This window comes from Massilia sp. IC2-477, from assembly GCF_020707265.1.
In the GTDB taxonomy this organism is placed as follows: domain Bacteria; phylum Pseudomonadota; class Gammaproteobacteria; order Burkholderiales; family Burkholderiaceae_D; genus Telluria.
Map to the genome: position 1 here is coordinate 584,957 of NZ_JAJFEQ010000001.1, position 14,779 is coordinate 599,735.

Here is a 14,779-nt window from a genome sequence, read left to right on the forward strand (position 1 = left end):
TGCTGCAAGATCATCCTGCACGAAATTGGAGCCAGCAACGATCACCGCGTGGGCAGGAGACCTGCCCACCCTACAATGCTGCGCATATAGTGGCTGAACGCGCGGTCGGCAGAGCCGACCACCCTACAGTGCTATAGTTATTCCTCACCTGAGGAGCCCGCATGTCTTCGCTTACCGTCCGCCAGCTCGACGTCGACCTGTCGCGCGGCTTCGGCCGCCGCTGGCTGGGCGGCGATGCCTATCGCACCCAGCTGTTCAACGCGCTGTCGATGACCTTCCCGATCGGGGAGCAGATGTTCATCGACAGCCTGCGCGCCATCCCGCAAGACCAGCTCACCGATCCGCTCCTGCGCGCCGAGGTCAAGGATTTCATTGGCCAGGAAGCGACCCACCGCCACATGCACGTCCAGTACAACGCCGAGCTGGAACGGCAGGGCCTCTCCTTTGTCACCGGCGAACGCCTCGCGCGCCGGATACGCCGCGTGACCGGTTTCAGCGTGCGAAGCCGGGTGGCGATCACCTGCGCGCTGGAGCACTACACGGCGATGCTGGCCGACGGCGTGCTACGCCATCCCGAATGGATCACGGATGCCGAGCCCCAGCTGCGCCGCCTGTGGGAGTGGCATGCGGTGGAGGAGCTGGAGCACAAGGCGGTGGCGTTTGACGCCTACCGCGCCGCCGGCGGCGGCTACTGGCGCCGGGTACTGTGGTTCCTGCACGTGAGCCTGGTGTTCTGGTTCGATAACTTCGTGCAGACCGCCCACAACCTGCGGCGCGACGGCGCGCTGTGGAAGCTGTCGACCTGGGCGAGCGCCGCGCGCATGTGGTTCGGGCGGCGCGGGCTGGCCTGGCACATGGCCGGACCCGTGCTGCACTATTTCTCGCCACGCTTCCATCCTTGGCAACATGACAATCGCAGCCTGGTCCAGATGTGGCTCGACCGCAACAGCAGCGCCTACCGGGCAGTGCGCACGACCACGCCTTGACCGCTGCCGGGCCTGCCGCGTGGCGGGGGAGGGGTGGGCGGTGTCATAATGCGGGCATGGAAGGAGAACTCCCGTGATTCGCTATATGGGCACCCGCAAGAACGACGAAGGGGCGGCCGTCTACGTCTTCATTGTCAACGGCATGCACAAGGAAGTGCGTGAGCATGCGCTCAAGCAGCATCCTGGCTGCTTCGAGGCCCTGCCGGCGTCGGTCAAGGCCAAGATCGCGGCCAACCGCGCCTGGCTGTCCAAGCTGTAAGCCGCCGTGCGAGCCCCCCGACTGGCGCTTGCCGCCGCACTCTTTACTTCTTCCCTGGCCGCCCAGGCCATGCCCTCGACCTTCGGCCAGGTAGTCGGCAATGCCTTGCTGTGCCGCAGCGCCCTCGACAACCGGTACTTCCACGACTACCTGACGACGTCCTTCGGCCCGGCCTATAAGCGCGAGGGCGGCGCGTGGTGGTTCAAGGTCGAGGCGACCCTGTGGGGCGCCGAGGTAAAGGAAGTCATGGTCAGCGACGATACCAGCGAGCTGGTCTTTATCGCCGCGCTCACCGACAGCACGCCGCAGGAGCTGGAAGGGGCGATCAAGGCCGCTTCCGGCACCGCCTTCCGGGCGGTCGACGCCTCGCCCTTTCCTTTGCGTGTATCAAATCCGGGCAGCACGATCGCTTACATGAATGACAAAAGCAAGATATATTGCGCGAAGTTCAAATCGCTGCCGGTCCGCTAGACGCGCCTGCATCACAGCATGTACAACCACTATTTCCACCTGAAGGGCGCGCCGTTTTCGATCGCCCCTGACCCGCGCTACCTGTTCATGAGCGAGCGCCACCGCGAGGCGCTGGCGCACCTGCTGTATGGCATCGGCAGCGGCGGCGGTTTCGTCCTGCTGACCGGCGAGATCGGGGCCGGAAAGACCACGGTGTGCCGCTGCTTCATCGAGCAGATCCCCGAGAACTGCCGCCTGGCCTATATCTTCAATCCGCGCCTGAGCGTGGAGGAACTGCTGCTGAGCGTGTGCGACGAGTTCCGCATCGAACTGCCGCCGGCCGGCACGGCCATTGGCCTCAAGGGTTACGTCGATGCGATCAACCGCTACCTGCTGGAATCGCACGCCCAGGGCCTGAACAACGTGCTGGTCATCGACGAGGCGCAGAACCTGTCGGCCGAGGTGCTGGAGCAGCTGCGTCTGCTGACCAACCTCGAGACCAGCGAACGCAAACTCCTGCAGATCATCCTGATCGGCCAGCCCGAACTGCGCAGCATGCTGGCGCGCCCCGAGCTGGAACAGCTGGCCCAGCGCGTGATCGCGCGCTACCACCTGGGACCGCTCTCGGAAGCGGAAACCGGCGCCTACGTCGCGCACCGGCTGGCGGTGGCGGGGGCGGGCGGCACGCCGTTTCCGCCCACGCTCACGCCCCTGATCCATGCGCTGACCCACGGCGTGCCGCGCCGGATCAACCTGCTGTGCGACCGCGCGCTGCTCGGCGCCTATGTCGAGAACAGCCCGCAGGTGACGCGCGCGATCCTCAGGAAAGCGGCAAGCGAAGTCTTCGCCGGCGAACCGGCGCCGCGCCGCCTCCGGATGCCGCTGGTGGCGGGCGGTGTGCTGGCGCTGGCGGCGGTCAGCGCGGCGGCGTGGCAGGCGCTGCCCGCGCGGGCGCCGGCGTCGGCGCCGCCGGCACTGGCAAGCAAGCCGGCCAGGGCGGCGCCGGCTTCGTCCACCGTGCCGCCGGTGCAGGCCGAGGAAACCAATGCGCTGCGCGAGCTCGCCGTGCTGTGGGGCCAGCCGCTGGCAGGGGACAAGCCCTGCGAAGCGGCGCTGCGCCTTGACCTGCGCTGCCACCAGGGCCGCGGCGGCCTGTACGAACTGCGCCTGCTGGACCGTCCGGCCGTGGTCACCCTGCACGACGGCCCGCGCACCGGCTACGCGGTGCTGTCCGCCATGGACGCCGACAGCGTCACCCTCAGCGCCGGCGCCCGGCGCGAGCGGGTCGACCTGGCCACCTTCGTGGCCCGTTTCGGCGGCGAGTTCACCACCTTCTGGCGCATGCCGCGCAATTTCCGCGAGGAGCTGGCCGAGGGCGCGCGTGGGCCGGACGTCGACTGGCTGGCCGGGCGCCTGGCCCAGCTGAACAAGGCCCCGGTCCCGAAGGCCGATCGCCCGCTCGACGCCGATACGCGCGAACTGCTGCGGCGCTTCCAGGCGGCCCAGAACCTGAAGGCGGACGGCCTGGCCGGCCCGCGCACCTACATGCGCCTGAACCAGCTGTCCGGCGTGCCGGAACCGCGCCTGCTGGCGCACGCGACGGGAAAATAACGAATGTCGTACATCCTCGAAGCCCTCAAGAAGGCCCAGGCCGAACGCCAGCTCGGCAACGCCCCGACCATCCACGCGCCCGCGCCGAGCTATACGGCGCCGGTGACGCGCAGCAGCCGCAATCCGCTGATCGTCGGCCTTGTGGCCGGCACGCTGGTGGTGGCGCTGGGCGCGCTGTTCCTGCTGCGCCAGCCCGCTTCGGCGCCGGCGCCGGCTGCCGTCGTCGCACAGGCGGCTCCTGCTCCTGCTCCCGTCCAGGCGCCGGCGCCGCTTGCTGCGCCACCGGCGCCCGCACCGATGCCGGCACCCGTCGCGCCCGCCAAGCCCGTGGAGGCGGTGAAACCGAAGCCAGCGCCGCCTCCCGTCAAGCCGGCGCCGCGCCCGGAGCCGGTGGAAGCCGTGCCGGAGGCGCCGTCGCGTCCCGTGCTGGTGGCGGCCGCTCCCGCGCCGGAAGACAACGTCGGCACGCTGCAGTCCCTGCCGGACGCGGTGCAGCGCGAGATCCCGAAAGTGAGCTTCGGCGGCTATATCTATTCGCCGAACCCGGCCGAGCGCCTGCTGCTGGTCGACAAGATGCTGCGCCGCGAAGGCGAAGAAGTCGCGCCCGGGCTCGTACTCGAGCGCCTGCTGCCGAAGGCGGCGATCATGAATTTCCGTGGCTACCGCTACCGTGTCGGGTACTGAGCGCGGCCCGGGTCCCGTATTGGGCGTAGTGGGCTGGTCCGGCAGCGGCAAGACCTCGCTGCTGGAACACCTGATCCTGCGGCTGGCGGGGCAGGGGCTGCGGGTAAACGTCGTCAAGCACAGCCACCACGACGTCGAACTGGAGCCGCCGCGCAAGGACAGCGCGCGCCTGCGCATGGCCGGGGCGGCCGAGGTGATGCTGGCCTCACCCTACCGCGTCGCCATCCTGCGCGAACTGCGCGGCGCGCCCGAACCTTCGCTGGCCGAGCACCTGGCGCGGCTCGCGCCGGCCGACCTGACCCTGGTCGAAGGCTACAAATGGGAGCGCCTGCCCAAGCTGGAAGTGTTCCGGCCCAGCCTGGGGCGGCCGGCGCTGTATCCCGACGATGCGGACATCGTGGCCGTGGCGTCGGATGGTCCGCGGCCTGCCGGGGCGGGTGGGCTGGACTGGCTGGACCTGAACGATCCGGACGGGGTGCTGGCGTGGTTGCAACACTGGATGCGCTGAAGAGCTAAAGTTCTGTTGCGGGGAGCCGTTAATGGTGGATACGCCTCAATGGGAGAACGACATGGATGTGTCCAGTATTGCCAAGCTGTCCACCAGCATCGCCGAAACCGGCACCCGCCAGGAAGTGAGCCTCGCCGTTTTCAAGAAGGCACAGCAGATCCAGGAAGCGACCGCCACCCAGCTGCTCGAAGCGCTGCCGGCGGTGCAGTCCTCGAATCTGCCGTCGCATTTAGGCAATAAAATCAATACGACGGCTTGACCGTCGCGTTCCGGCTGTTCGGTGAAGGGAGAACCATGCCACTGGCATCGTTCTCCTCAAGTTCGTTGAGCTGCCGCAACCCAGCAACACCCCACCTTGCATCTTTCCCCCACCTGATAAATACTGGCGCCTTTCCCCTGCCAGGAGTACCCGCATGACCCACCGCCACGCCCTGATCGCCGCTGCCCTTGCCAGCGTCTGCGCCCATGCCGCCGCCCAGGACCAGATGGGCACGCCGAAGGCCGACCAGGAAACCTGCTACGGCGTCGCCAAGGCCGGCCAGAACGACTGCGGCACCGCTACCCACGGCTGCGCCGGCGTCGCCAAGGTCGACAACGATCCGAACGAGTGGAAGTTCGTGGCCAAGGGCACCTGCACCAAGCTGGGCGGTTCGCTGGAGGCCGGCAAGGCTGGCAAGGCCGACGCCGACAAGACCGAAGCCAAGAAGTAATCCATGCATGTCCCCGGTGCGGCAGGGGTGGGGCTGCGTGCCCCGCACTACCGCGCCTTCCTCGAACAGCGTCCGCCGGTCGGCTTCATCGAAGTCCATAGCGAGAACTACCTCGCGCGCGCCGGCTGGGACTGGCACGTGCTCGGCACCCTGCGCCGCGACTATCCCGTCAGCCTGCACGGCGTCGGCCTGGGCCTGGGTTCCGCCCGCGGCTTTTCCGAGGCCCACCTGGAGCGCATCCGCGCCCTGGTCGACGCCGTCGATCCCTTCCTCGTTTCCGAACACCTGAGCTGGGGCGCACTGGCCGACCGCCAGCTCAACGACCTGCTGCCGCTCGCGCTGGACGAGGCCGCGCTGGCGCTGCTGTGCGAGCGCGTCGACCGGGTACAGACACGCCTCAAGCGCCGCCTGCTGGTGGAAAACGTCTCGACCTACGTGCGCTTTCGCGCCGACACCATGAGCGAGGCCGAATTCCTGGCCGAGCTGGCGCGGCGCACCGGCTGCGGCATCCTGCTCGACGTGAACAACCTCTACGTCAACCAGCACAACCACGGCGAGGATGCGCGCGCCGCCATCGCCGCGCTGCCCGTGGGCTGCGTGGGCGAGATCCACCTCGCGGGCCACCTGCACACGCCGCTGGCCCTGGTCGACCACCACGGCGCCGCGGTGGCCGAGCCGGTCTGGGACCTGTACCGCGCCGCGCTGCAACGCTTCGGCCGGGTGCCGGCGCTGGTCGAATGGGATGCCGATCTGCCTGAGCTCGCCGTCCTGGTGGCGCAGGCGGCGCAGGCCGACGCCATCGCGCGCGATGCGCCGCCTGCCGCCGCGGCGCCGGCGGTCCTGGCTGCGCCGCAGCCGGCGCCCGTGGACGGCCGGCTCGCCACGCTCCAGCAGCGCTTCGGCGAAGCGCTGTTCGACCGCTGGCGCGAAGCCGACCTGGAGCCTTTGCTGAGCGAGGGCAGGGTGGACCGGCTGGCGCTGTATCGCGGCAACCTGAGCGCCGGCTGGGAACGCGCCCTGGGCGAGGCCTATCCGGTGCTGCGCCAGCTGGTGGGAGAGGAATTCTTCGCCGGCCTGGCGCGCGTCTATGGGAAGGCGCTACCTTCGCAAGACCCGGACCTGGCCGGTTTCGGCGCCCGTTTCGCGGAATTTCTTGCCGGCTTTGCCCCGGCCGCCGCGTATCCCTACCTGCCGGACGTGGCCAGGGTCGAGTGGGCGGTGCACCGGGCCTATCTGGCGCCGGATGTGGTATCGCCTGGCGTCGAGGCGCTGGCTGGGCTGGCGCCGGACGCCGTCGAGGCCGCCCGTTTCACCCTGCACCCGTCCGTGGCGCTCGTGCGCAGCCGCTGGGCGGTCGCGGCGCTGTGGCAGGCGCACCAGCCGGGCGGTCCGGCGCTGCCGGCGCGCATGGACCAGCGCTGCGCCGCCTTGGTGGTCCGGCGCGGCTGGCAGGTACAGGTGGTGGAACTGATGGGTGCGGAAGCGGCCGCCCTGGAGTGCCTGGCGGCGGGCGCCAGCTTCGGCGAGGCGATCGATGCCTTGCTGGGCGCTACAGTGGAAGGGCGGGCGCCGGACATCGGCGCCATGCTGCAGGGCTGGTTCAGACTGGGCGTGGTGGCCGCGATTGCGGCCTAAAGCCGGAAAGGCCGCTGGAACTCAGTGGAAAGCGCGCAGGATGCGGTCTTCGCCGGTGCGGTCGCAGAAGCGTTCGTTGGCGGCGCGGGTGGCGGCCATCATGCGCTCCAGCTGGGCGTCTTCGAAACGCGCAAGCTCCTCGTTGGCCGCTTCCAGCGCCAGCGCCAGCTTGGCGCGCGCGTTCTGGTACAGGGCGCTGGTGTAGTGATCGGTGTTTTTCAGCAGCTCTTCCGCGTTCTCGATGACGAGACGCAGGTCGCCAATGAGCTGTTCCTGAGACTGGGCGCGGTTTGGGGTTTCCATGGCTCCACCTATGGCCGGTTGATATAAGTCGTGTCCTGATGACTTAAAATATAAACAAGGAAGCCCCGCTCTGTTTGTTAGGGCGCAAACATAAGCCCGCCGTTTTTTGCCCCTTTTTACTGAACGCGGATCTGCAGGTCGCCCACGCTGACCGTCTGTCCACTGCGGATTTTCGCGGTCTTGCGCAGTTCCTGCTTGCCGTCGACCGACACCACGCCGCTGGCGACCATGTTCTTGCCGGCGCCGCCGCTGTCGACCAGGCCGACCAGCTTCAGCAGCTGGTTGACCTCGACGAATTCTGATGTCAAATCGAAAACTATTTTTTGCATTCTATCCTCGGGGTGGTGGGTTTATTCGACTTGGTCCGGCCGGGTCATGTCGATCGGCACGATCCACTGGTCGAACTGCGCGTCGGTGACGAAACCGGACTGCAGCGCGGCCTGGCGCAGGGTCAGGCCCTCGTGCGACGCGGTCTTGGCGATCTGGGCGGCGCGATCATACCCGATATGCGGGGCCAGCGCAGTCACCAGCATCAGCGATTTTTCCATCAGCTCGGCGATGCGCGCGTGGTTCGGCTCGATGCCCTGGGCGCAATGTTCGTCGAAGGAACGCATGCCGTCGGCCAGCAGACGGGCGCTCTGCAGGAAGTTGTGCGCGATCATGGGCTTGAACACGTTCAGCTCGAAGTTGCCCTGCGAACCGCCGATCGTGATCGCCACGTCGTTGCCGAACACCTGGCAGCACAGCATCGTCAGCGCTTCGGCCTGGGTCGGATTGACCTTGCCCGGCATGATCGAGCTGCCCGGCTCGTTTTCCGGAATCGTGATCTCGCCCAGGCCCGAGCGCGGACCGGAGGCCATCCAGCGGATGTCGTTGGCGATCTTCATCAGGGCCGTGGCCAGGGTTTTCATGGCGCCGTGGGCGGCGACCATGGCGTCGTGGCCGGCCAGGGCCATGAACTTGTTGGGGGCGCTCTTGAAGCTGAGGCCCGTGCGCGAGGCGAGCTCGGCCGCGATGCGCGGGGCGAAATCCGGGTGCGCGTTGAGGCCGGTGCCGACCGCGGTGCCGCCGGCCGCCAGCGCCAGCAGGCCGGGCAGGGTGGCGCGGATCGCGCTTTCGGCGAATTCCAGCTGGGCGACGTAGCCCGAGAACTCCTGGCCCAGCGTCAAGGGCGTCGCATCCTGCAGGTGGGTGCGGCCGATCTTGACGATGTCTTCGAAGTCGCGCGACTTGCGCAGCAGGGTCGCGCGCAGCTGGGCGAGGGCCGGCAGCAGGTTCTGCGCCACCGCGCCTGCGGCCGCCACGTGCATGGCGGTCGGGAAGATGTCGTTCGAGGACTGGCCCATGTTGACGTGGTCGTTGGGGTGCAGCAGGCGCTTCTCGCCGCGTTCCCCTTTCAAGAGTTCGGAACCGCGGTTGGCCAGCACCTCGTTCATGTTCATGTTGCTCTGGGTGCCGGACCCGGTCTGCCACACGGCCAGCGGGAATTCATGCGGGTGGCGGCCTTCGAGCACTTCGTCGGCGGCGCGGATGATGGCCTCGGCCTTGTCCGCCGGGAGCTTGCCGAGCGAGCGGTTGACCGCGGCGGCGGCGCGCTTGACCTGGGCCAGGGCGGCGACCAGTTCCGGCGCCATGCGCTCGGTCGAGATGTGGAAATGGTGGAGCGAACGCTGGGTCTGGGCGCCCCAGAGGTGGTCGGCCGGCACTTCGATCGGGCCGAAGCTGTCCTTTTCAATCCTGTTTTCCATGGCTTTCCTGTCGAATGAGGGCTGTTATTAAAGAGTTTAGCCGATTGTCCGTTAACTACGCTCTGGCTTCATTTTCTTGCTCCTATGGCTAGCCGCCTTCCACTGTTACTTATTTGCGCCTTGCTGGCCGGCGCCGTCCAGGCGGCCGAACTCGGCGAAGCGCGTGTCAGCTCCTTCATCGGCCAGCCGCTGGTGGCCGACATCGAGCTGACCATGCTGGAAGACGCCGCCACCCCGGTCCAGGTGCGCCTGGCGCATCCGAACGTCTACCGCGGCGCCAACATCGGCATGCCGGCCGTGCTGTCGACCTTGCGCATGTCGGTGATGCGGCGCGACGGCCGCCAGTTCCTGCATGTGACCTCGCTGGGGACGGTGGACACCGAACACCTGCACCTCTACCTGGAACTGGCCGACGGCTCGCAGCGCAGCGTGCGCCTGGCCACCCTGTGGCTGACGCCGGATCCGAATCCGGCGCCGCCGCCGGTACCGGTCCCGGTCGCGCCGCCGGTCGCCGCCAAGGCGGAGCCTGCGCCAAAACCGGCGCCAAAGCCAGCGCCTGTGCCGAAACCAGCGCCTGCGCCCAAGCCGGTCGCTGTGGCGCCCAAGCCGGCTGAAGTCGTGCCAGCGAAGCCTGCAGCAGCACCGGAAGGCGCCAGCTGCGCCCCCGTGGTGCGGAAGGATGTCGACGCCTGCGTCATGCTGGGGGCGAAGAACGCCATGCTGCGCGAGCAACTGGGCCAGCTGGAAGACAAGTTAAAGGTGCTGCAGGTGGCGGCGGGCGCCTCACCGGCGTCCGTTGTGCCGCCGGTCAAGGTGCACAAGCCGAAGAAGAAAAAGCCGGAGCCTGCGCCTGATCCGGACATGTCCTGGCTGCCGCTGGCTGGAGCCGGCGCCGCCGTGCTGGCCCTGCTGGCGGTCTTGGCAATCGTCCTGCGCCGCCGCAAGGCGAAGGGGCGCGCGGTCGAGCCCCGGGTCGGCCTGGTGGCGCGCCTGAAGGCCCGCTTCAAGCGCAAGCCGGCGCCCAAAACAACGGTCGAGCCGACCCTGGAAGAGGGCGCGCACGAGTCGTCTACACAAGTCTGATAATTGCGCTATACTGGTTTCGTGGTCGCGAGATCACAAACGGCACAGAGACCTGGCGCAGCCACCACCGATAGCGTGGCGCGGAAAGCAGGTGACGCTGAAGAAGCGCCTGTGTCCGGAAGCGGTTTGTCTGCCAACTGCGGCAGCAAACGCCGGATGCAACCGGCAAGAGGCGACGCCAGGAGATACCTGGAGGTCGCTCTCCCCCAATTTCGTAGCCGAGCCTTCCGCTCGGGTACATCGACAAAAGCGCCCGCGGGCGCTTTTTTCTTTTCCGGCTCCTGTTTCGCGGCGCGCCTTGTCATGTGGCGTGCATATCCGGCCTGCCGCCAGTCGGCCGGACAGGCTACAATCCCTATGCGGGACAGACCCGGGCCTACTATGAAAAATTGGATCAATCGTTTATTGAGCGGCGAGCAGGCGCAGACGGCGACGCCGCAAGCCGGTGCTGCCCAGCCCGGCGTGCAGGAGGGCGGGGCGGACAGCGGCCGCACCGACGCCCTGTATTACCGCTGGCTGGCCGGTCCGGCCATGTTCGACGCGCCGGCCGACACCGAACGCCAGATCCTCGAGCAGATAAGCGCGCTGGCGCAGAACCCCGCCGTGGCGGCGGAACTGGTGCCGCGCGTGCCCGAACTGATCCCCCGGCTGCTGCGCAGCCTGCGTGACGAAAGCGTGTCCACCGGCGAACTGGCCAGCCAGTTGGCCGAGGACGTGGTGCTGGTCGCGGAAGTGCTGCGCGAAGCGAACAGCGCCTATTACCGGCCCGCCACCCCCATCAAGACGCTGGACGCGGCCATCATGCTGATGGGCCAGAACGGCCTGCGCATGCTGCTGGCGCGGGTCGCCTTCCGTCCCGTCATCAAGCTGCACGAAGCCGGCTTTGCACGGCGCGCGGCGCCGCTGGTGTGGAACCATTCCGAGAAATGCGCCGTCGCGGCCAGCCTGATGGCGTCGGCCGTGGCGGCCGATATCTTCGAAGCCTGCCTGGCCGGGCTGATGCAGGACGTGGGGCTGGTGGTCGCCTTCCGCCTGGCCGACCGGATCTGCCAGAACGGCAAGGTGCCACGCTCGGAGGAATTCGGCATCGAACTGCTGGCGCGCAGCCGGGCGTTGTCGGCGGTGATCGCGGCGCACTGGGATTTCCCGCCAGCCGTAGGCGATGCGATCGTGGAAGCGGGAGAGGGGATTGGCTCGAGCCTGTCACAGGCGCTGGCCCAGGGCGACCAGATCGCCAAGCTGCGGCTGCTGATCGACGCCGGCCTGATCGACGAGGACGATGCGCTGGTCAGCCAGGGCTTGAATGGCTACCAGCGGCGTTGCCTCGGGAAGCTGAGCAATCTGGACTCGTAGGGTGGGCGGGGTAATTCTGGGCAGTGCCCGGAATTACAAACGCCCACGCGGAAATGGGTGTGGTTGATTACGTCGCGACAGTGCTGGCGAACGCTGACCGCGTGGGGGGCTCTGGTCCGGTGGACCAGAGCACGAGCCGCCCAACCTACGGCAAACAAAAAAGGCACCCGCAGGTGCCTTCGATGCTCGATCCGTCCGGATCAGTGTGCGCACATCGCGCGGTCCAGCTGCCCCATCCACGGCTCGGTCACGTCACGAATCGCGCGGTCATTGGCCATCAGCTGCTTGAGCAGGTCGATCTTACGCTGGCGCATGCTGCCTTCCAGTGCCGGCACGCCGCCGATTGCCGCGCCTGCAGCCACCGACGCCTGCACGTTCAGCTTGTCGAAACCGGTCCAGTCGCCAGCCTCGGCGGCGCCCTTCATCTGACCGCTCAGGCCAGCGAGGTTTTCGTACATCGAGAGGACGTCGTTCGAGGTCATGTTAGCACCAAGGCAATTCACGCCGGCCGGATTGCCGGGTATCTAAGGCATTTACGGTTGGGGTTTTGGGAACTTTAGGGTTTTTCGAAAATATTTTTAAAAATTTTTCGGCTGCCACGAATGTTGTCAGTCATACATGTTCAATCCCTCCGGCGTGGTCCAGAATGCCCCCGCCATTCCCCGGTTTGCGCAGTCTGGCCCCGTTTTTTGCAGTCTGTCGCAATTCGCGCGCAGTGCATGCCCGGCTTTCATAGAGTGCATGCTGGGTTCTTGCGCCATGGAGCGCAACAGCCGCGCCAATAAAAACAGATTCGAGAGAGAGACTTTTATGAGAGACATGCCAGTCGCGCGTAGCGTCGCCGCGGCAGCGTTCGCGCTGACCGCCGCCACGGCGCAGGCCGAGGCGCCGTTTTCCTTCGCAGCCACGCCGGGCAAGCTGCCGAAGGACGTGATTCCGCTGCAGTACGCGGCCCACATCATGCCCGACGTCGCCGGCAATACCTTCCGTGGCACGCAGACGGTGGAGATCGAAGTCCTGAGCCCGACCTCGACCATCATGCTGAATGCCGACAACCTGCAGATCGACGAGGCCAGCCTGGGCGGCAAGGGCATCGGCAAGCTGAAACTCGAGCCCATCCTCGACAAGGAGCAGCAGACGCTGCGTTTCAAGCTGCCACAACCGCTGGCGCCCGGTAAATACGAACTGGCGCTGGCCTTCCGCGGCCAGATCAACCGCGAAGGACGCGGCCTGTTCTACGTGAACTACAAGGCCGGCAGCCAGGAAAAGAAACTGATCGCCACCACCATGGCGCCGACCGACGCGCGCCGCATGCTCCCGACCTGGGATGAGCCGGCCTTCCGCGCCCGCTTCAAGCTGACGGTGGACGTCCCAGGGAACTTCAAGGCCTATTCCACCACCCCGATCGAGAAACGCGAAGAGCTCGCCGGCGGCATGCAGCGCATCAGCTTCGGCAATACGCCGAAGATGCCGAGTTACCTGGTGGTGCTGGTGGCGGGCGAACTGGAGCGCCTCGCCAGCAAGCAGGACGGCGTCGACATCGGCATCGTCACCACCGAAGGCAAGCTGGGCTCGGCCACCTTCCCGCTGGCCGCCACGCGCGACCTGCTGCGCTACTACAATAATTACTTCGGCATTCCGTACCCGCTGCCGAAACTCGACCAGATCGCCATTCCCGGCGGCTTCAACGGCGCCATGGAAAACTGGGGTGCGGTGGTCTACAACGAGCCGACCCTGCTCTACGACCCGAAGAAGAGCCCGGAAAAGGTCAAGAAGTTCACCTTCAACATCAACGCCCACGAAGTGGCGCACCAGTGGTTCGGCAACCTGGTCACCATGGCCTGGTGGGACAACCTCTGGCTCAACGAAGGCTTCGCTTCGTGGATGGCGGCCAAGGCCACGCACCACTTCCATCCCGAGTGGCGCCCCTACCTGGAAGCCATGGCCGAGCGCGAATACGTGATGAACCTGGACGCGCGCAAGACCACCCACCCGATCCAGACCCGGATCGATACCGAGGAACAGGCCGCCGCCGCGTTTGACGCGATCACCTACATGAAGGGCCAGGCCTTCCTGCGCATGCTGGAGGCCTACCTGGGCGAAGAACCCTTCCGCAAGGGCATGCGCGCCTACATGGCGAAGCACCAGTACTCCAATACCACTTCCGCCGACCTGTGGGCGGCGCTGGAAAAAGCGTCCGGCAAGCCGGTCGAGAAGCTCGCTTCGGACTGGACCCTCCAGCCGGGCTTCCCCCTGATCAAGGTCGAGCAGGCCTGCGAGGAGGGCAAGCGCAAGGTCACGCTGTCGCAGGAACAATACCGCCTCGACGAGCCGCCCAAGCAGCAGCGCCTGTGGAACGTGCCGCTGCAGGTCGGCACCGTCAACGGCAAGGCCTGGTACACGCTGCTGTCCGGCCCAAGCACCACGATCACCCAGGCCGGCTGCGAAGGTGCTCTGGTGGTCGATCCGTACAGCGTCGGCTACTTCCGCGTCCAGTACGACCCGGCCAGTTTCCGGGCCCTGGCCGAGCAGGCGCCGCGCCTGCCGGACAGCACCCGCCTGAAGCTCCTCACCGATACCTGGAGCTTCGCTTCAAACGGACGCATGGGGCTGGACGGCTACCTGAAGCTGGTGCGCAGCTACGGCGACGAGCCGCGCATGGCGGTCTGGGACTCGATCCTGTCCAACCTGCGCACCCTGGACTCGCTGGCGCGCGGCGAGCCGGAGCAGGCCCTGATCCGCCGCTTCCTGGTCGAGTTCGTGGGCCCGAAAATGGACAAGCTTGGCTGGGACGAAAAGCCGGGCGAAACGGCCGAGGACAGCCAGCTGCGCGGCACGCTGGCAACCGCCCTGGCACGTGCCGGCGACCCGCGCGCGATCGAGGAGGGCAAGGCCCGCTTTGCGCGCTATTTGCAGGACCCATCCTCGGTGCCGCCATCGATGATCGACTTCGTCACCGGCACCGCCGGCCGCTATGCCGACGCCGCCACCTACGAAGCCCTGGCCGCACGCGCCGCCAACGCCCCGACCAGCGAGGAGCGCAACCGCTTCGGCCGCGCACTCACCAGCGTGCAGGACCCGGTGCTGGCGGCGCGCACCCTGGGCCTGCTGCTGTCGCCGCAGACCCCGCCCGACCTGACCCCCTACATCCTGGGCGGCGTCGCCAATGAGCACCTCGACCAGACCTGGAACTTTGCCGTCGCCAACCGCGAAGCGCTGCTGAACAACATGGAAGCGCTCGGGCGCAACAGCATGTTCGCCGGCATCGTCGCCTCGTCCGCCAACCCGGCGCATGCCGAGATGATGGAAGCCTATATGCGCAAGAACTTCGGCCCCGATGGCGTTGTCGAAGCCGAGCGCGTCGGCAATGGCGTGCGCATCCGCGCCGACCAGAAGGCCCGCCTGCTGCCGCAGGTGCGGGCAGCCCTGCAATAAAACAAAACCGATTC

General features: G+C 67.2%; 16 protein-coding genes. 12 read left to right on the forward strand and 4 right to left on the reverse strand.

Going from position 1 to position 14,779, the window contains the following annotated elements; translation table 11 throughout:
- Positions 1 to 161: 161 nt before the first annotated feature.
- From LK542_RS02620 to LK542_RS02660, 9 genes are all read left to right on the forward strand, one after another.
- Entirely contained in the window at positions 162 to 986 is an 825-nt protein-coding gene (locus LK542_RS02620) for a metal-dependent hydrolase (protein WP_227810692.1), read from the forward strand.
- Positions 987 to 1,059: 73 nt separating this feature from the next.
- Positions 1,060 to 1,245: a hypothetical protein gene (locus LK542_RS02625; RefSeq protein ID WP_227800421.1), complete on the forward strand. Its 186-nt coding sequence runs from the start codon at positions 1,060 to 1,062 to the stop codon at positions 1,243 to 1,245.
- A gap of 6 nt (positions 1,246 to 1,251) precedes the next feature.
- Positions 1,252 to 1,716 carry a hypothetical protein gene (locus LK542_RS02630; protein WP_227800422.1) on the forward strand — a complete coding sequence of 155 codons (465 nt, stop codon included), beginning with the start codon at positions 1,252 to 1,254 and terminating at the stop codon, positions 1,714 to 1,716.
- 18 nt (positions 1,717 to 1,734) lie between these two features.
- A complete protein-coding gene (locus LK542_RS02635; protein ID WP_227810693.1) occupies positions 1,735 to 3,306 on the forward strand; it encodes an AAA family ATPase in 1,572 nt (523 codons plus the stop codon).
- Between the two features lie 3 nt (positions 3,307 to 3,309).
- A complete protein-coding gene (locus LK542_RS02640; protein ID WP_227810694.1) occupies positions 3,310 to 3,990 on the forward strand; it encodes a general secretion pathway protein GspB in 681 nt (226 codons plus the stop codon).
- Positions 3,962 to 4,498, forward strand: a complete 537-nt coding sequence (gene mobB / locus LK542_RS02645) for a molybdopterin-guanine dinucleotide biosynthesis protein B (protein WP_374040110.1) — start codon at positions 3,962 to 3,964, stop codon at positions 4,496 to 4,498. The genes LK542_RS02640 and mobB overlap by 29 nt, the downstream gene beginning before the upstream one ends.
- Before the next feature lie 31 nt (positions 4,499 to 4,529).
- On the forward strand, positions 4,530 to 4,757 hold the full coding sequence (locus tag LK542_RS02650) for a YjfB family protein (RefSeq protein ID WP_227810695.1): 228 nt from the start codon (positions 4,530 to 4,532) through the stop codon (positions 4,755 to 4,757).
- 154 nt (positions 4,758 to 4,911) lie between these two features.
- The gene (locus LK542_RS02655) at positions 4,912 to 5,208 is read left to right on the forward strand and encodes a DUF2282 domain-containing protein (protein WP_227800426.1); all 297 of its coding nucleotides are present in this window, start codon (positions 4,912 to 4,914) and stop codon (positions 5,206 to 5,208) included.
- 3 nt (positions 5,209 to 5,211) lie between these two features.
- Positions 5,212 to 6,843 carry a DUF692 family multinuclear iron-containing protein gene (locus LK542_RS02660; RefSeq protein WP_227810696.1) on the forward strand — a complete coding sequence of 544 codons (1,632 nt, stop codon included), beginning with the start codon at positions 5,212 to 5,214 and terminating at the stop codon, positions 6,841 to 6,843.
- A 21-nt stretch (positions 6,844 to 6,864) separates the two neighbouring features.
- On the opposite strand, the gene LK542_RS02665 is transcribed toward LK542_RS02660, so the two are convergent.
- The 3 genes from LK542_RS02665 to fumC form a co-directional block, all read right to left on the reverse strand.
- Complete coding sequence (locus LK542_RS02665) at positions 6,865 to 7,146, reverse strand: DUF883 family protein (protein WP_227800428.1); 282 nt, start codon at positions 7,144 to 7,146, stop codon at positions 6,865 to 6,867.
- A gap of 116 nt (positions 7,147 to 7,262) precedes the next feature.
- Complete coding sequence (locus tag LK542_RS02670; RefSeq protein ID WP_227810697.1) at positions 7,263 to 7,475, reverse strand: RNA-binding S4 domain-containing protein; 213 nt, start codon at positions 7,473 to 7,475, stop codon at positions 7,263 to 7,265.
- A gap of 21 nt (positions 7,476 to 7,496) precedes the next feature.
- Positions 7,497 to 8,894, reverse strand: a complete 1,398-nt coding sequence (gene fumC / locus LK542_RS02675) for a class II fumarate hydratase (RefSeq protein ID WP_227810698.1) — start codon at positions 8,892 to 8,894, stop codon at positions 7,497 to 7,499.
- An 84-nt stretch (positions 8,895 to 8,978) separates the two neighbouring features.
- Here fumC and LK542_RS02680 point away from each other — a divergent pair, with 84 nt between their 5' ends.
- Together LK542_RS02680 and LK542_RS02685 are read left to right on the forward strand one after the other, a co-directional pair.
- Positions 8,979 to 9,977 (forward strand): FimV family protein, encoded by a 999-nt coding sequence (locus LK542_RS02680; RefSeq protein ID WP_227810699.1) that lies wholly within the window; start codon positions 8,979 to 8,981, stop codon positions 9,975 to 9,977.
- Positions 9,978 to 10,358: 381 nt separating this feature from the next.
- Positions 10,359 to 11,330 (forward strand): HDOD domain-containing protein, encoded by a 972-nt coding sequence (locus LK542_RS02685; protein ID WP_227810700.1) that lies wholly within the window; start codon positions 10,359 to 10,361, stop codon positions 11,328 to 11,330.
- Between the two features lie 200 nt (positions 11,331 to 11,530).
- On the opposite strand, the gene LK542_RS02690 is transcribed toward LK542_RS02685, so the two are convergent.
- Positions 11,531 to 11,812, reverse strand: coding sequence for a flagellar protein FliT (locus LK542_RS02690; protein ID WP_227800433.1), 282 nt, complete (start codon positions 11,810 to 11,812; stop codon positions 11,531 to 11,533).
- A 337-nt stretch (positions 11,813 to 12,149) separates the two neighbouring features.
- Between LK542_RS02690 and LK542_RS02695 the strand changes: the two genes are divergently transcribed.
- Positions 12,150 to 14,765, forward strand: a complete 2,616-nt coding sequence (locus tag LK542_RS02695) for a M1 family metallopeptidase (RefSeq protein WP_227810701.1) — start codon at positions 12,150 to 12,152, stop codon at positions 14,763 to 14,765.
- The last annotated feature ends 14 nt before the right edge of the window (positions 14,766 to 14,779 follow it).